16 protein-coding genes are annotated in these 16056 nt (G+C 59.1%); 9 read left to right on the top strand and 7 right to left on the bottom strand.

Going from position 1 to position 16056, the window contains the following annotated elements:
- The first annotated feature begins 53 nt into the window (after window positions 1–53).
- Entirely contained in the window at window positions 54–1982 is a 1929-nt protein-coding gene (locus DQN55_RS06580) for a transglycosylase SLT domain-containing protein (RefSeq protein WP_048382322.1), read from the top strand.
- Window positions 1983–2813: 831 nt separating this feature from the next.
- Here DQN55_RS06580 and DQN55_RS06575 read toward each other — a convergent pair.
- The 3 genes from DQN55_RS06575 to yegS all read right to left on the bottom strand — a co-directional run bounded on the left by DQN55_RS06575 (window position 2814) and on the right by yegS (window position 5615).
- The gene (locus DQN55_RS06575; protein WP_048382321.1) at window positions 2814–3620 is read right to left on the bottom strand and encodes an MOSC domain-containing protein; all 807 of its coding nucleotides are present in this window, start codon (window positions 3618–3620) and stop codon (window positions 2814–2816) included.
- 74 nt (window positions 3621–3694) lie between these two features.
- Window positions 3695–4630, bottom strand: a complete 936-nt coding sequence (locus DQN55_RS06570; RefSeq protein WP_048382320.1) for a chemotaxis protein CheV — start codon at window positions 4628–4630, stop codon at window positions 3695–3697.
- 85 nt (window positions 4631–4715) lie between these two features.
- On the bottom strand, window positions 4716–5615 hold the full coding sequence (yegS, locus tag DQN55_RS06565) for a lipid kinase YegS (protein ID WP_048382319.1): 900 nt from the start codon (window positions 5613–5615) through the stop codon (window positions 4716–4718).
- Between the two features lie 260 nt (window positions 5616–5875).
- Here yegS and DQN55_RS06555 point away from each other — a divergent pair, with 260 nt between their 5' ends.
- Window positions 5876–7339 (top strand): mannose-1-phosphate guanylyltransferase/mannose-6-phosphate isomerase, encoded by a 1464-nt coding sequence (locus DQN55_RS06555; RefSeq protein WP_048382317.1) that lies wholly within the window; start codon window positions 5876–5878, stop codon window positions 7337–7339.
- Window positions 7340–7363: 24 nt separating this feature from the next.
- On the opposite strand, the gene DQN55_RS06550 is transcribed toward DQN55_RS06555, so the two are convergent.
- Together DQN55_RS06550 and moaB are read right to left on the bottom strand one after the other, a co-directional pair.
- Entirely contained in the window at window positions 7364–8590 is a 1227-nt protein-coding gene (locus DQN55_RS06550; RefSeq protein WP_088500032.1) for a molybdopterin molybdotransferase MoeA, read from the bottom strand.
- Entirely contained in the window at window positions 8574–9113 is a 540-nt protein-coding gene (gene moaB / locus DQN55_RS06545; RefSeq protein ID WP_048382316.1) for a molybdenum cofactor biosynthesis protein B, read from the bottom strand. The genes DQN55_RS06550 and moaB overlap by 17 nt, the downstream gene beginning before the upstream one ends.
- 78 nt (window positions 9114–9191) lie before the next feature.
- Here moaB and DQN55_RS06540 point away from each other — a divergent pair, with 78 nt between their 5' ends.
- Together DQN55_RS06540 and DQN55_RS06535 are read left to right on the top strand one after the other, a co-directional pair.
- Window positions 9192–9401, top strand: coding sequence for a hypothetical protein (locus DQN55_RS06540; protein ID WP_048382315.1), 210 nt, complete (start codon window positions 9192–9194; stop codon window positions 9399–9401).
- Between the two features lie 78 nt (window positions 9402–9479).
- Window positions 9480–9701 (top strand): YgdI/YgdR family lipoprotein, encoded by a 222-nt coding sequence (locus DQN55_RS06535; protein WP_048382314.1) that lies wholly within the window; start codon window positions 9480–9482, stop codon window positions 9699–9701.
- A gap of 60 nt (window positions 9702–9761) precedes the next feature.
- On the opposite strand, the gene DQN55_RS06530 is transcribed toward DQN55_RS06535, so the two are convergent.
- Window positions 9762–10652, bottom strand: coding sequence for a pseudouridine synthase (locus DQN55_RS06530; RefSeq protein WP_048382313.1), 891 nt, complete (start codon window positions 10650–10652; stop codon window positions 9762–9764).
- A 96-nt stretch (window positions 10653–10748) separates the two neighbouring features.
- Window positions 10749–10985 carry a glutaredoxin family protein gene (locus DQN55_RS06525; RefSeq protein ID WP_048382312.1) on the bottom strand — a complete coding sequence of 79 codons (237 nt, stop codon included), beginning with the start codon at window positions 10983–10985 and terminating at the stop codon, window positions 10749–10751.
- A 255-nt stretch (window positions 10986–11240) separates the two neighbouring features.
- On the opposite strand from DQN55_RS06525, the gene DQN55_RS06520 reads away from it, so the two are divergent.
- From DQN55_RS06520 to DQN55_RS06500, 5 genes are all read left to right on the top strand, one after another.
- Window positions 11241–12977: a cation:proton antiporter gene (locus DQN55_RS06520; protein WP_048382311.1), complete on the top strand. Its 1737-nt coding sequence runs from the start codon at window positions 11241–11243 to the stop codon at window positions 12975–12977.
- Between the two features lie 105 nt (window positions 12978–13082).
- Window positions 13083–13397 (top strand): ElaB/YgaM/YqjD family protein, encoded by a 315-nt coding sequence (locus tag DQN55_RS06515; RefSeq protein WP_048382310.1) that lies wholly within the window; start codon window positions 13083–13085, stop codon window positions 13395–13397.
- Window position 13398: 1 nt separating this feature from the next.
- Complete coding sequence (locus DQN55_RS06510; RefSeq protein WP_048382309.1) at window positions 13399–13776, top strand: phage holin family protein; 378 nt, start codon at window positions 13399–13401, stop codon at window positions 13774–13776.
- Window positions 13773–14111: a hypothetical protein gene (locus DQN55_RS06505; RefSeq protein WP_048382308.1), complete on the top strand. Its 339-nt coding sequence runs from the start codon at window positions 13773–13775 to the stop codon at window positions 14109–14111. Before DQN55_RS06510 ends, DQN55_RS06505 begins: the two co-directional genes overlap by 4 nt.
- A 221-nt stretch (window positions 14112–14332) precedes the next feature.
- Window positions 14333–15664, top strand: coding sequence for a deoxyguanosinetriphosphate triphosphohydrolase (locus DQN55_RS06500; protein WP_048382307.1), 1332 nt, complete (start codon window positions 14333–14335; stop codon window positions 15662–15664).
- Window positions 15665–16056 lie beyond the last annotated feature (392 nt).

Raw genomic sequence — 16056 nt, 5'->3', positions numbered from 1 at the left:
ATCAGTGCCGGGCGTCCCTGCACTTGTCGCATTTTCATCAGTACGGAAGCCTCATGCGCAGTCGTCTTTTCAACTTTTTATCCTGCCTGCTTCTCACTGGCTGCGCCGCGCACTACGCCCAGGCCGCAGACCTTACCCAACAACGCCAGCTGTATGACGATGCAAAACGGGCCTTGGGCAAGGGTGACTCCGGGCCGTATTTGCGCAATGCCGACGCCCTGAAAACCTATCCGTTGACGCCTTACCTGGCCTACGACGAGCTGACGGCGCGCCTGAAATCGGCCAGCAATCAGGAAATCGAACGGTTCCTCGCCGACCATGGCGATCTGCCCCAGGCCAACTGGATGAAATTGCGCTGGTTGCGCTGGCTGGCCGAGCGTGGCGACTGGGCAACCTTTGCCAAGTACTACGACCCCAAGCTCAACTTCACTGAACTGGACTGCCTGAACGGCCAGTATCAGGTCCAGCACAAGCTCAAGGCAGAAGGCTATGCCACCGCCGAGAAACTGTGGCTGGTGGGCAAGGCTCAGCCTGCCGCCTGTGATGCATTGTTCAGCCAGTGGGCCGCCGAGGGCCAGTTGACCGAGCAAAAACGCTGGCAGCGGGTGAAACTGGCGGCCGAAGCCCGGAATTACGGGCTGGCCACTTCTCTGGCCAATGGCCTCAACACCCTGGGCCCACAGGCAAGACTGATGATTGATGTCGCGCAGAAGCCCGACATGCTGAGCCAGCCTTCGCGCTTTCTACCGGCCAGCGAGGCCATGTCTGACGCCGTTGGCCTGGGCCTGCGCCGCTTGGCACGTCAAAATCCGGAAAAAGCCGCATCCCTGCTCGACACCTATGCCGCCAACATGCATTTCTCCCGCGACGAAAAAGTCGCCATCGCTCGGGAAATCGGCCTGACGTTCGCCCGCCGCTACGACAGCCGCGGCCTGGACATCATGACCCGGTACGACCCTGAACTGCGGGACAACACCGTCACCGAATGGCGCCTGCGCCTGCTGTTGCGCCTGGCCCGCTGGGAAGACGCCTACCAGTTGACCCGCAAGCTGCCGCAAGATCTGGCTACGACCAGCCGCTGGCGTTACTGGCAAGCTCGCAGCCTTGAGCTGGCCGAGCCCAAGAACCCGCAAGCTCAGGCCCTGTTCAAGACCGTGGCCAAAGAGCGTGACTTTTATGGCTTCCTGGCCGCCGACCGGGCGCAAACACCCTATCAGCTCAACAACCGTCCGTTGATGCTCAGCCCGCAGGTGATCAAAAAAGTACGCAACACCCCGGGTATTCAGCGCGCTCTGGAATTCCATGATCGCGGGCAAATCGTGGATGGTCGTCGCGAGTGGTACCACGTCAGCCGATTGTTCAGCCGTGATGAAATGGTCGCCCAGGCCAAGCTGGCCTACGACATGCAGTGGTATTTCCCGGCAATTCGCACCATCAGCCTGGCCAAGTATTGGGATGACCTGGACATTCGCTTCCCGATGGCTCACCGCGACACACTGGTGCGTGAAGCCAAGGTGCGCGGATTGCACTCGAGCTGGGTGTTCGCCATTACCCGTCAGGAAAGTGCATTCATGGCCGACGCCCGTTCTGGCGTGGGCGCCACCGGCCTGATGCAGTTGATGCCTGCCACCGCCAAAGAGACCGCACGAAAATTCAGCATCCCGCTGGCTTCGCCCCAGCAAGTGCTGATCCCTGACAAAAACATCCAGCTGGGTGCAGCCTACCTGAGCCAGGTCCACAGCCAGTTCAATGGCAACCGGGTTCTGGCATCAGCGGCCTATAACGCCGGCCCCGGCCGTGTTCGCCAATGGCTCAAAGGCGCGAACCACCTGGGTTTCGACGTATGGATCGAAAGCATTCCCTTCGACGAAACCCGCCAGTACGTACAAAACGTGCTGTCATATTCGGTGATCTACGGCCAAAAGCTCAACGTACCGCAACCGCTGGTGGACTGGCACGAGCGATATTTTGATGACCAATGATCCTTGCAGGAACTGAGCTCGCGCCTACAGGAGTTTGAGCACCGCCTGGCCCCTGTAGGAGCCGAGCTTGCTCGCGATGGCATCACCGCGTTCTCTCAGGGAGCTCCGCGACGCCTGGATCGCGAGCAAGCTCGCTCCTACAGAAGTTTGAGCACCACCCGGCCCCTGTAGGAGCCGAGCTTGCTCGCGATGGCATCACCGCGTTCTTGCAGGGAGCTCCGCGACGTCTGGATCGCGAGCAAGCTCGCTCCTACAGAAGTTTGAGCACCACCCGGCCCCTGTAGGAGCCGAGCTTGCTCGCGATGGCATCACCGCGTTCTCTCAGGGAGCTCCGCGACGTCCGGATCGCGAGCAAGCTCGCTCCTACAGGAATTTGAGCACCGCCCCGCCCCTGTAGGAGCCGAGCTTGCTCGCGATGGCATCACCGCGTTCTTGCAGGGAGCTCCGCGACGTCCGGATCGCGAGCAAGCTCGCTCCTACAGAGGTTTGAGCACCACCCCGCCCCTGTAGGAGCCGAGCTTGCTCGCGAAGGCATCACCGCGTTTTTACAGAGAGATTCGCGACGCCCGGATCGCGAGCAAGCTCGCGCCTACAGAAGTTTGAGCACCACCCGCCCCCTGTAGGAGCCGAGCTTGCTCGCGATGGCATCACCGCGTTTTTGCAGGGAGTCCTGCGACATCTGGATCGCGAGCAAGCTCGCTCCTACAGAGGTTTGAGCACCGCCCGGCCCCTGTAGGAGCCGAGCTTGCTCGCGATGGCATCACTGCGTTCTCGCAGGGAGCTCCGCGACGTCTGGATCGCGAGCAAGCTCGGCCCCTACAAAGCGGGGGATTATTCGAGAATCGTCACCGGCATGCCGACTTCCAACAGGCCGTTGCCGTCGTTCACCAGGTTCTGGCCGAACATTGTCCCCTCTGCCTGCTTGCGATAGGTCATCAAGGTCGCCAGCGGTTCACGCTGCTCGTCACGCACACCGGTTTGCGGGTCAATGGTGGTCAGAATGCAGCGTGAACAGGGCTTGACCACTCGGAACTCGACATCCCCGATGCGAATGCGCTTCCAGCCGTCCTCGGCAAAGGCTTCGCTGCCTTCAATCACCAGGTTTGGCCTGAAGCGCAGCATCTCCAGCGGCCTCCCAACTTTGTGCGAAACATCATTCAGCGACGCCTGACCAATCAGTAGCAGCGGGTAGCCATCAGCAAACGCCACTTTGTCATCATCCCGGCCATAACCCGCTTCGGTGGTGCGCGCACGCTCGAGCGGGACATGCACCAGCCGCACCGATTTGCCAACAAAACGGCTTAGCCAGTCAGCGGCAGCATCACCTGCATCCGGTACGCGCAAGGTATCGCGCCAGATCGTGACGCCACGCAAGCCGGTTTCGGCATCCGGCACCGGGACCTCCAGCGCATCAAGGCCGTGGGCGCTCAACGTCAGCCCGCCGGAGGCATTCCACAAGGCCGTGAGCTGGCTCAGCCCGGGGTCGGAACGCTGAGTCAGAAAGCGCCCGCTCGCTTCGTCCACCAACATCCAGCGCCTGTCACCTGCCAGACCCAGTTTGTCGAGTCGGGCCTGAGACAGGCTTTCGCCTTTTCCAGATTTCACCGGAAAACGATAAAGCGCACTTAAACGCAGCATTGGTCAGCTCCCTGCCAAGTTCAAAAACGCCACAGTATACGAGTCGCCAGCCGCTGTTGCTGCTTCGTTGTGGATCACGCCGGCTCTTCGTCACGCAGCAGGCGCTGACGGACCACATCCACCAGTTTGTCCGGCTGAAACTTGGAGAGGAAATTGTCGCAACCGACCTTTTTCACCATCGATTCGTTAAAGCTTCCGGACAACGAGGTATGCAGCACCACGTACAGATCACGCAACCGCGGGTCGTTACGAACTTCAGTGGTCAGGCGGTAACCGTCCATTTCCGGCATTTCGGCATCGGTGAATATCATCAGCAATTTGTCGGTTATGTCTTCGCCCGTATCAGCCCACCCCTTGAGCAGGTTCAAGGCCTTGAGCCCGTCACTGGCGACGTGCATTTTGATCCCCAGTTGAGACAGGGTTTCGCGTAACTGGGACAACGCCACACTGGAGTCATCGACCAACAGCACTTCACGCCCGCGCGCCCGCTCAAGGATTGGATCGTCCAGTTTTTCGCGGGAAACCTTGGCACTGTAGGGCACGATCTCGGCCAGCACTTTTTCGACGTCGATGATTTCGACCAGTTGCTCTTCGACCTTGCTAATGGCAGTCAGGTAATGGTGGCGTCCGGCACTCGCCGGTGGCGGCAAAATGGCCTCCCAGTTCATGTTGACGATACGGTCCACACCGCTCACCAAAAACGCCTGCACCGAACGGTTGTACTCGGTCACGATAATCGTGCTGTCGGGACCTGGCACCAGCGGCCGCATGCCGATCGCCTGGGACAAGTCGATCACGGGGAGCGTTTTACCGCGAAGGTTGACCACTCCGCACACGTGAGGGTGGCGGTGTGGCATCAACGTCAGTTTTGGCAACTGCAGCACTTCTTGCACCTTGAACACGTTGATCGCAAACAGCTGTCGACCTCCCAGGCGGAACATAAGCAGCTCCAGTCGGTTTTCACCGACCAACTGCGTGCGCTGGTCTACCGTGTCGAGAATACCGGCCATGAATAACTCCTGGGCGTAAGAACGTGATGTCCTGCGTTATCGGCTGACTTGCACGGATCTTGACGCCAGGTCTCGCGTTTATGTGTCAGCCGGGCTGACCAAGCAGCGGGGAGTCCTCCGGCAAGTGGACTTTCAAGGCTTGCTGACGCACGCTGAAACGCAGGCTGTCGCCTTCAAGAGGCTCGCCGTCGAGGTTGATCGACAGGCCTTCGGAGGACTTGATTTCAATCCAGGGCAAACGCGCCCGGATGAACATGTTGTCCAGGCCCCAGCCGCCCTCCATCAAGCCTTTCAACGTACCCACCACCTCTTGTGGCGCCGGCAGGATACTGATGTCGAGCAAGCCGTCATCGGCCAGAGCACCCGGGCACAGTTCATGACCGCCACCGGCCTGACGACCATTGCCGATTCCCAGCGCCAGCAATTCGCCCCTCCAGTGGAAGTCCGGGCCTTGTAACTCGGCGTAGGCGGCATGCAGCTCACTGAAGCGCGAAAGTCCGGTAAACAGATACGCCGCACCGCCCAGCACCTTTTTCAGGTCTTCCGATGTATTGGCCGTGACCTGGCTGCCAAAGCCACCGGTTGCCATGTTCAAGAACAGCTCACCCCCGACCTCCCCCAGGTCGATGCGACGAACGGGGGCATCCAGCAGATCCAGGGCCTGGCGCGGGTCCAGCGGAACACCTGCGGCGCGGGCAAAGTCGTTTGCGGTCCCCAGCGGCATCAGCACCAGACTGGCCTCGGTATCGGCCAAGGCCATGGCTTCGCAAATATCCCTCAGCGTGCCATCACCGCCTCCGGCGATCACATGGGTGTAGCCAGCCGCCAGCGCTTCCTGCACCAACCGTTGCGCATCACCCGCTTCCCACGTCAGTCGCACCGCCAGTTCCCAGCCCAGCTCACGCCGGTGCTCAACGGCCGCACGCACGTCTTCATTGAGTGCTTGCTTGCCATGCAAAATCAAAAACGCCTTACCTGCACTCATGTGTCATCCCTCGGAATGTGTGTCTGATTTTTATGGACAACAAACAAACTGAAAAAGCCCATAAATACGCAATCTCTGTAGCTTAGATTTGTAGGCGTTTTCCTCTTCGGCTGCCTGCCCGTTGCATTCAAGCTTCGCTCAATGCCGCAAAACCCGTCAGACTTGAGCACAAAGCCACTCACCCGCCGCAGCATTTGATACTTCATTAGCACAATGAACGACCCTACTGGCAACAATCCCGAGATCAAGAGGCCTTCTGAATGAGCACCCTCATCCCCTGCATCATCGCGGGTGGCGCGGGCACCCGGCTTTGGCCAGTGTCGCGCGAGGCCATGCCCAAACCCTTCATGTGCTTGCAGGATGGCGAGAGCCTGTTGCAAAAAACCTTTCGCCGCGCCGTTGGCTTGTGCGATACAGGTCAACTGCTGACGGTGACCCAGCGCGACGTGTTTTTCCGTACCCTCGATGATTACCGGTCGCTGAACGATGAAGACGTCGAGCTGGATTTCATCCTTGAACCCTTCGGCCGCAATACCGCTCCGGCAATCGCCGCAGCCGCCTTGCATGTTTCCCGGCATCATGGAGCAGAGGCGCACTTGCTGGTACTGCCAGCCGATCACCTGATCACGGACCTTGCCGCATTCGGCGCAGCGGTCGACGCTGCCCGGCGACTGGCCGACGAAGGCTGGCTGGTGACTTTCGGTATTCAGCCGACCAAGGCCGAAACCGGGTTTGGCTATATCGAGAAAGGTCAGGCGCTGAACAACGAGGGCTTTGCCGTGGCCCGCTTTGTCGAGAAGCCCGATGCGACAACAGCCCGGCAATATCTCGACGGCGGCTTGCACCTGTGGAACAGCGGTATGTTTTGCATGCGCGTCGACAGCCTGTTGCAAGAACTCAAGACCCATGCGCCGCAGTTGCTGAGCGCTGTCGCCAACTGCCTTGAGCAGAGCCAGATCTTTAAAGGCAAACAGGAACTCCACCTCGAACTGGACAGCCGTACCTTCGCCCAGGTACCCGACATATCCATCGATTACGCGCTGATGGAGCACTCGCAAAAAGTCGCTGTGGTTCCATGTCAATTAGGCTGGAGTGATATCGGCAGCTGGCAGGCGGTGCGCGAGCTGAGCCCGGGAGATAGCAATGGCAACCAGTGCAATGGCGAACACGTGCTGCACGATGTGCATAACTGTTACATCGATTCACCCAAACGTCTGGTGGGCGGGGTCGGCCTCAATGACCTGATCATTATCGACACCCCGGATGCCTTGCTGGTTGCCGACGGCAAACGCAGTCAGGAAGTGAAGTTCATCGCCCAGGCACTTAAACGCCAAGGCCATGATGCCTACCGCCTGCACCGCACCGTTACGCGCCCATGGGGCTCGTATACCGTGCTGGAAGAAGGTCCGGGGTTCAAGATCAAACGCATCGTGGTCAAACCCCAGGGCGCACTGTCCCTGCAAATGCACCAGCATCGGAGCGAGCACTGGATCGTCCTCAGCGGTACCGCACAGGTGACCAATGGCGATCTCGAATACCTGCTCGCCACCAATGAGTCCACGTTTATCAAGCCCGGTAAGCACCATCGACTGGTCAACCCGGGCGCCGTGGACTTGATGATGATCGAAGTGCAAAGCGGGGAATATGTCGGCGAGGACGACATCGTGCGTTTCGCCGACATTTATGGCCGGATGCCGCTGGAGACTGATTCGGGCAGCGCCTGACTGCCCGGCCCGTCACGGCTCGATTTAGCCCAGGACTTCGCTCAACGGGATAAAGCCGACCGGGTCACCCTCCGCCAGCGTACTGCCTTCAAGGACCTCCACCAGGCCGTCGGCCCAGGCCGCGCTGCGCAAAACCCCCGAACTCTGGTTTTTGTAGATCACCGCGCGGCCGTTCTCCAATCGCCCGCGCAAGTATTCCCGGCGGTTACTGGGCTTGGTCCAGGCAAACCCGGCCGGCACCTGGAACGTCAGCGGGTCGACAGCCTGCACTCCCTGGCGACGCAACAGATAAGGGCGAGCCAACAGCGCGAAGGTCACCAGCGTCGAAGCCGGATTGCCTGGCAAGCCAATGACCGGGGTTCCGTTGAAATGCCCGAAGGTGAGAGGCTTCCCGGGTTTGATTGCCAGCTTCCACAGGTCAAGTTCGCCGGCCTCACGCAAGGCCATGCCGAGAAAATCCGACTCGCCGACCGAAACGCCGCCCGTGGATAAAATCAGGTCGGCTGCACCCAGCTCCGCCAAGCGTTGGCGGGTCGCGGGCAAGTCGTCAGGCAGGATGCCCGCATCGATAACCTCACACCCCAGTCGGGCCAACCAACTGCACAGCACCCTGCGGTTGCTGTTGTAAATTTGCCCCGGCCCCAAAGGCTGGCCAGGCTCAATCAGCTCATCCCCCGTCGACAGGACCGCGACTTTAAACCGGCGGATCACGTCCAGCGTGGCACATCCCAAGGACGCTGCCAGCCCTTGCTCGATCGGTCCGAGGCGGGTCCCGGCAGGCAGTACGATTTCGCCAACCGTGGTTTCCTGGCCCTGGGGACGAATGTTCTGGCCTGCCTTTAAGGCTTCGGTGAACAGCACTCGGCCGTCAGCCATCACCTGGGCGTTTTCTTGCATCTCAACGCAGTTGGCACCCACCGGCACCGGAGCCCCCGTAAAGATCCGCGCGCAGGTGCCCGGAGCCAAGGGTTCGGGGGCATGCCCGGCGAAAACACGTTGACTGACTGCCAACGGCTCATCTGTCCAGTCAGCCAGGTTCAGCGCGTAACCGTCCATTGCACTGTTGGGCCAGGGCGGAAGATCGAGGGTTGAAATCAGATCGCGGGCCAGGACCCGCCCTTCGCTTGCGGCCAGCGCCACCGACTCGCTTTCGCGGACAGGCGATGCGTGCGCCAGCGCCAACAGACGCTCTCGGGCCTCCTCAAGAGGCATCAGCGCACCGGTGCGACCCGGCTTACCCACGAGAGTCACAGGCCGGTGCCTGCTTCAAATGGGCCACAAAGTTGCAGGGACGATGTCGTGAGTCCAGCTGCTCGGCCAGAATGCCGTCCCAACCGGTGCGTACCGCATTGGTTGAACCCGGCAGGCAACACACCAGCGTGCCATTGGCCAAGCCGGCCAAGGCTCGCGACTGCACGGTCGAAGTGCCTATGTCTGCCAGCGAAATGTGGCGGAACAACTCGCCAAAACCATCAACCTGCTTGTCCAGCAGGCAGCTCACCGCCTCGGGCGTACTGTCGCGGCCGGTAAATCCGGTGCCACCGGTAATCAGCACCACCTGCACGTGCTCATCGGCAATCCAGGTTGCCACCTGAGCGCGGATTTTGTAGAGATCATCCTTGAGCAATACTCGCGCCGCCAACTGGTGGCCGGATGCATTCAGACGATCGACAAAGACCTGCCCAGAGGTGTCGGTGTCGAGGGTACGCGTATCACTGACTGTCAGCACAGCGATGTTCAAAGGGACGAAAGGTGCGTCAACCTTGGCTTTCATAGTCGAGGTCCAGGGAGTAGAAAAATCAGCCCTGAGTTATATCACAGGCCTCTTTTATCGGGTGGAGCAGAGTCCTGCATGAACCCGTTTCAAAGCTCCACCCCGTTGCTCGCGAGGTTGGCACCCGCGTTCGCGCCGGCCTGGCAGCCGGGTGTGCGCAGCCCGCACAAAATCATGCTTCAGCTCAATGCACAGGCCTGGCAATGCGCAGAGAATGGCCCTCGAACGAGCAGTTTCAGCCCCCCGGACTTGCTCTGCCAGGCAGTCCTGGCGCATGAACGCCACTAGCCAAGGAACTTGCGGACGATGTATACGTCTCAGGGACAGTCATTTAAAAAAAGTACATTCATTTGTTGGAGAAACACCATGACACATCGGACTCTCGCTGCTCTTATGCTCGCTGCCGGCATGGCCGCTCTTGCTGGCTGTGCTTCGCCGACAGTGATCACGCTCAACGACGGCCGCGAAATTCAGGCAACCGATACACCACAGTACGATGAGGACTCGGGCTTCTACCAGTTCAAGCAACTGGACGGTAAAGAAACCCGCATCAACAAAGATCAGGTGCGCACCGTTAAAGAGCTGTAAGCCTTAACGTCAAAACAAAACCCGCCCTGTGCGGGTTTTGTTGCTTGTGGACGACGCACATCACCAATCCAGTCGAATCCGGCTTTCAAAGTAGCGTTCCTCGCCGGTCAGCGGGTCGGCAAACCGCAAGCTCCGGGCCAGCAGTTTCAGCGGATTGGCATAGTCATCCGGCGCGTCCTTGAGCACGTCCGGGTAGAACGGGTCATTACAGATCCCGGCCCCCAATGCAGCCATATGCACCCGCAGCTGATGTTTTTTCCCTGTCACCGGATATAAAGCATAGCGCCACAAGTCGGCATTTTTCTCACAGACCTCGACCCGAGTCTCGGTGTTTCTGACGCCCGGCCCTTCCTGCATGCGAAAAAAAGGCTCGCCTTCTACCAGGCGGCTCTTATGTACCCGCGGCAATTCGAGATCCGGCAAGGCCCGGGCGATAGCCTCATAGTGCTTTTCAATCCTGCGGGTCGGAAACAACGACTGGTAAGCCGAGCGACTCTGCGGATTGGCAGAAAACAGCACCAGCCCCGCCGTGTGCCGATCAATCCGGTGCAGCGGCACCAGGTGCGGATTATCCAGGGTTCGGATCAAGCGCCGCAGCAGGGTTTGCTCAACGTATTCACCGGCAGGTGTCACTGGCAGAAAATGCGGTTTGTCCGCCACCACCAGATGCTCGTCGGCATACAGAATGGTCTCTTGCACCGGGATCGGCACTTCGTTGGGCACTTCACGAAAGTAGTGAATGCGTAGGCCTTCCTTGTACCCCAATTCAAGGCCAATCGGCGCACCGCTGGCATCCAGCACCCGGCCACGGGCGATGCGATCGAGCCACTGCTCACGACTGATGGCCTGAAAGTGCTCGCACAAACAGTCAACCACCGTCCGCCATGTGCCAGGAGGCAGATACAAGGTACTGGCTTGGTGCTCGGCGGCGTTAAACGGCTGGGTCGACATAGAAAACTCGGAGGGATCAATACAATGCGCGATTATCACTCAGCGGTTGGCGATGGCCTAGGCCTGAGGGGTTGCCAGCCACGCCGGCAGCCGTCTTTAGCGAAGAAAGTGCACGACCTGCTCGGTATCAAACGGCCAGCCCAGCTCTTCACCGGTATCGATACGACGCAGAACCGGGATCCGCAAAGCGTAGACTTCAAACATGGTGTCACTGTCGGCAATGTCGACCAGCTCAACCATCAGCCCATGCTCAACCAAAGGCATGACGACCTCTTCGGCAATTTCGCAGAGATGGCAGCCCAATGTGCCGAACAGTTGACATTCGGGAGGCATAAATAACGGCCTTGGTTAAATAGGCCTTCAGTTTAAGAGCCTTGCCAGTTCGCGTCGACCCGGAGAATTTTCTGAATGCAGCCCCCCGTCAGCATCGTGCGACTACGCTTGCTCCACACTCGGAAGAATTCGCGTTAAGCGATGATGTGCATCAGCGCCATGCTGTAGCAATTGATAGAGTCTGTGACTGCGTTGTCAGGCCTCAGCCTCTGATTGCTTGCGACTTGTGTACTCGTACTGACAAGGAAGCCCTTAGTGTTTGCCAATTTGCTCATCATCCTGGCCTCATCTCTGGTGGTCATCGCTCTGTTCCGGCGCCTGCAGCTACCGCCGGTTCTGGGTTATTTGTGTGTCGGCCTGCTGATTGGCCCCACAGCGCTGGACTGGATCAACGACAGCCCTGACCTGCCTGACCTGGCCGAGTTGGGGGTGGTTTTTTTGCTGTTCTCGCTGGGACTGGAGTTCTCGCTGCCCAAGATGCTGGCGTTGCGCAAAGTAGTATTTGGCCTGGGCAGCCTGCAAGTAGCCTGCACCACTGCCGCGCTGGGCAGCCTGCTGTATGCATTTGGCATGAACCCCACTGCCGCATTTCTGCTCGGTGCCGGGCTCGCGCTGTCATCCACGGCCATCGTGAGTAAAGAGCTCACCAGTCTGGGCGAAATTTTCAGCCGCCACGGCCAGAATGCCATCGGTGTGTTGCTGTTTCAGGACGTGGTCGCGGTTCTGCTGTTGACGTTGGTGCCCGTTTTCGCGGGCAGCAGCGATCAGGTCTGGTACTGGGCCTTGCCGGTAACCCTGGGCAAGACCATCATTTTGTTCGTCGGCCTGCTGCTCGCCAGCCGTTACGTGCTGCCACGGCTGTTTCACGAGGTGGCCGCCTCCCGCTCCGCCGAGCTGTTCGTCATGCTCGCGCTGGTCATCGTCCTGCTGACGGCCTGGCTCACTCATCTGCTCGGCCTGTCGCCTGCACTGGGCGCATTCCTGGCGGGTATGCTGCTGGGTGAAAGTCACTACCGGCATCAGATCGAAGCCGATATCCGCCCTTTCCGCGACATCCTGCTCGGCCTGTTTTTCGTCAGTATCGGCATGCTGATCGACCTGCAACTGTTCATCCATGACGGCTTTTTGATCATGGGGCTGACACTGGCCCTGATGTTGATCAAAGGCTGCGTGGTCGCGGTGCTGGTCAAGTTGCGAGGCAGTGATGGTGAAACAGCCTGGCGCAGCGGGTTGGCATTGGCTCAAGGTGGCGAGTTCTGTTTTGCGCTGATGGCGCAAATGCAGCTGAACTCGCTGATCCCGCCGGATATGGCGGGCCACTTGCTGGCTGCCACGTTCACGTCAATGCTGCTCACCCCTCTGCTGCTGCGCGCTGCGCCGAAAATCGCCGCTGGCCTGCATCACAAGTCTTTTGAGGAGGCCGAACTGGAAGACATCGCCGCTCAAAGCGCTGAGCTGCAAGGGCACGTGGTGATGTGCGGTTATGGTCGCGTCGGGCAGTCAATTGGCCGGTTCCTGCGCCAGGAACGGCTGGACTTCATTGCGCTGGACTACGACCCGGATCGCATTCAGGAAGCAACAAAAACCGACAGCAGCGTGCACTACGGCGACGCCCGTCGAGGGGATCTATTGCGCGCGGTGGGTCTGGACCGTGCACGTCTGCTGGTCATCGCGGTGGATAACACCGAGATTGCCATGAACGTACTCAAGGAAGCCCGACGCATTACACTCACGGTACCTGTTCTGGTCAGAACCCGGGATGACAGCCTGCTCACTGAACTCAAGACCGCAGGCGCTACTGAGGTCGTGCCGGAGTTGCTGGAGTCGAGCCTGATGCTCGCCTCCCACGCACTGATCATGCTCGGTCTGCCGGAAAAAACCGTGCAGCGTCGAGTGGATGAAGTCCGGCTTGGCCGTTATCACTTACTGGAAGGCTGTTTTGAAGAGGACGATTCCCGTGACGTTCCCGGTTTTTCCCGCGAGGCTGAGTAATTTAAGCTACTGTCTTGACCGACTCTGTCGGTCCCCGCGAAATGCAGTGAACCTTCAACGAGTGCTTACACTCGAACCATCAAGAAGCCACTAACGGAGTTCATCATGGCCCGCAAAACAGCAACGAATGCTCAAGAGATACTGATGGCGGATTTCCAGGCCCTGGTCAGCGATACCGAACGTCTGCTGGAACACACTGCGTCTTTGGCTGGCGACCAGGTCGACGAACTGCGTGAGCAAATCAAAGAAAGCCTGCTCAAAGCCCGCGAGTCCCTGGAAGAAGGCAAGGAAACGTTGGAAGCCCGTGGCCAGGCCGCCATGGTCGCCACCGAAGAGTATGTTCAGACAAACCCTTGGCAGTCAGTGGGCATCGCGGCTGGCGTTGGATTTTTGATTGGTCTGCTAGCAACTCGGCGCTGATATGACAAACGAAGACTCCGACTCCTCTCGCTCTTCACCGCGGCGTCTGGGCGCTGCGTTTCTGGGATTGCTGCACAGCCATGTCGAGCTGCTCGGCATTGAACTGCAGGAGCAGAAAGCACGTACCGTCAGCCTGCTTCTATTCGCCGGACTGGCACTGGTGTTCGGGTTGCTGCTGCTGGTGGGGCTTTCGGCACTGGTGCTGATACTGCTGTGGGACAGCTACCGGCTTCCCGGCATCATCGGACTTTGCCTGTTTTACGCGATCGCCGCTGTATTCTGTGGCCTGCGCCTCAAAGCCGCCGTGTTCGACGAATCCTCTCCTTTCAACGCCACGCTCGAAGAGCTGGCCAAAGACCGCGAGCGCTTGCTGCCATGAGCCTGCCTGAAATGCCGCATAACCCCTCACGCCGAGAAATGCGCAAAATGCTGATCCGCTTGCGGATGGAGATGCATCGCCAAGAGATTCGCCACGAATCCCAACAGTTGATGGAGCCTTTGCACAAAATGCGTGGCATGACCAGCAACTGGCGAGAAAGTCTGGGGTTCAAGCATGCGCCTTTGTGGGGTATAGGGGCGGTGACCCTGCTCGGATTCCTCACCGGCAAAGGCGCCAAGAGCAAAGGCCGCGGCATGTCGCGTTTGATCGGTTTGACGACAGGCCTGCTGCCATTGATCAAGATGATCATCCAGGGCTCTTCGCGCAAACCGTGAATCCAGCGTTCACTCGCAAAGGAAGCGATCTTCTGGAGGTAAGGCAACCCATGCTTGCCGGACCTCGAACCAGAAGATTGCAGCCTCGGTCGATGGCTGTTCACGGGGTATTCCTCCCCCGCCACACAGGCCTGTCGAGCGTGACTGAACGTTGCTCCCCCTTGCGCCATCAAGCCTGAGGCGAGAAGCTGCGTCATCAGTCACTTACGGAGCACAGCGCCTTGGATTGGCACACCCTGCTTAATCGCGAACGCCTTGGCAAACCTCACCCGAGCCCCGAAGAGCTCGGGCGCAGCCCTTTCCACAAGGACCATGACCGGATCATTTTTTCGGGCGCATTCCGTCGCCTCGGGCGAAAAACCCAGGTTCATCCCGTCACCAGCAACGATCATATTCACACCCGGCTCACCCACTCGCTCGAAGTCAGTTGCGTGGGTCGTTCTTTGGGCATGCGCGTAGGCGAAACCATCCGCAGCGTCTTGCCTGTATGGTGCGATCCCGCCGACCTGGGCATGGTGGTGCAATCGGCCTGCCTGGCCCATGACATCGGTAATCCGCCGTTTGGTCATTCCGGTGAAGACGCCATACGCAACTGGTTTCTCCAGGCGGCTGACCGCGGCTGGCTGGATGACATGAGCGAGGCGGAGCGCAACGACTTCCTGAGCTTCGAGGGCAATGCGCAGGGCTTCAGGGTGCTCACCCAACTGGAATACCACCAGTTCGATGGGGGCACGCGCCTGACCCACGCCACGCTGGGCACCTTTCTCAAATACCCGTGGACAGCGCGCCATGCGGATTCCCTGGGCTACAAGAAACACAAATTCGGGTGCTACCAAAGCGAGCTGCATCTGCTTGAAGGCATCGCCCACAAGCTGGGCCTGCCCCAGATAGAAGACCAGCGCTGGGCACGTCATCCCTTGGTCTACCTGATGGAAGCGGCCGATGACATCTGCTACGCGCTGATCGACCTGGAAGACGGGCTGGAGATGGATCTGCTGGGGTACGCCGAAGTCGAGTCCCTGTTGCTGAATCTGGTGGGCGATGACTTGCCGCAAACCTATCGCCAACTGGGCCCGAGGGATTCCCAGCGGCGCAAACTGGCGATCTTGCGCGGCAAAGCCATCGAGCACCTGACCAACGCCGCCGCCCGGGCGTTTGTCGAACAGCAGGAGGCCTTGCTGGCGGGCACCCTGCCGGAAGATCTGGTCGAGCACATGCATGGCCCTGCAAAGCGTTGTGTGCTGGATGCCAAAGACATGGCACGGAACCGAATCTTTCAGGACAAACGCAAAACCCTGCATGAAATCGGTGCCTACACCACGCTTGAAATTCTCCTCAATGCATTTTGCAGCGCTGCACTTGAGCAACATGGCGGTCGCACGCCGTCCTTCAAAAGCCGTCGCATCCTTGATCTGCTGGGTAATAACGCGCCCGACCCGCACTGGCCCTTGCATCGTTCATTCATGCGCATCATCGACTTTATTGCGGGGATGACCGACAGCTATGCCACTGAAATGGCCAGAGCAATGACCGGGCGCTCAGGTCAGGCCTGAACCCGGCCGGTACGCCTGATAAACCGGAGAGTACGCAGTGTCCTTTAACCAGGGACACTGCATGTCGCCGCGCGAGTGAGTACAAAGTTCAACACTTGTTTATTTAAACGTGCAACCGGCCCTATTAAACACCAGAGCCTTACATACGAAGCCAACTGTAGGAATAGTCCTGCAACCACAAAGAATATGTAAGCGCACACAAAGTTTTACATTAAAAACCCGACTCCACAGCACTTCCAGACACCCACTAACCATTAATTAAATCGTGAGTCTACGCCTTATTTAATGTAGGAATATTCCCATACTACGTTTGTAGGCCGCTCGATTCGTACCCCCGTCCATATATCTAAGCTAAGGTGCGCGCTTTCTATGCAGTACTTTATGGGGATCCC

This window comes from Pseudomonas taetrolens (assembly GCF_900475285.1).
GTDB lineage: Bacteria > Pseudomonadota > Gammaproteobacteria > Pseudomonadales > Pseudomonadaceae > Aquipseudomonas > Aquipseudomonas taetrolens.
The sequence above is the reverse complement of the archived record's forward strand: the minus strand, read 5'-3'. Positions and strand labels throughout refer to the sequence as shown.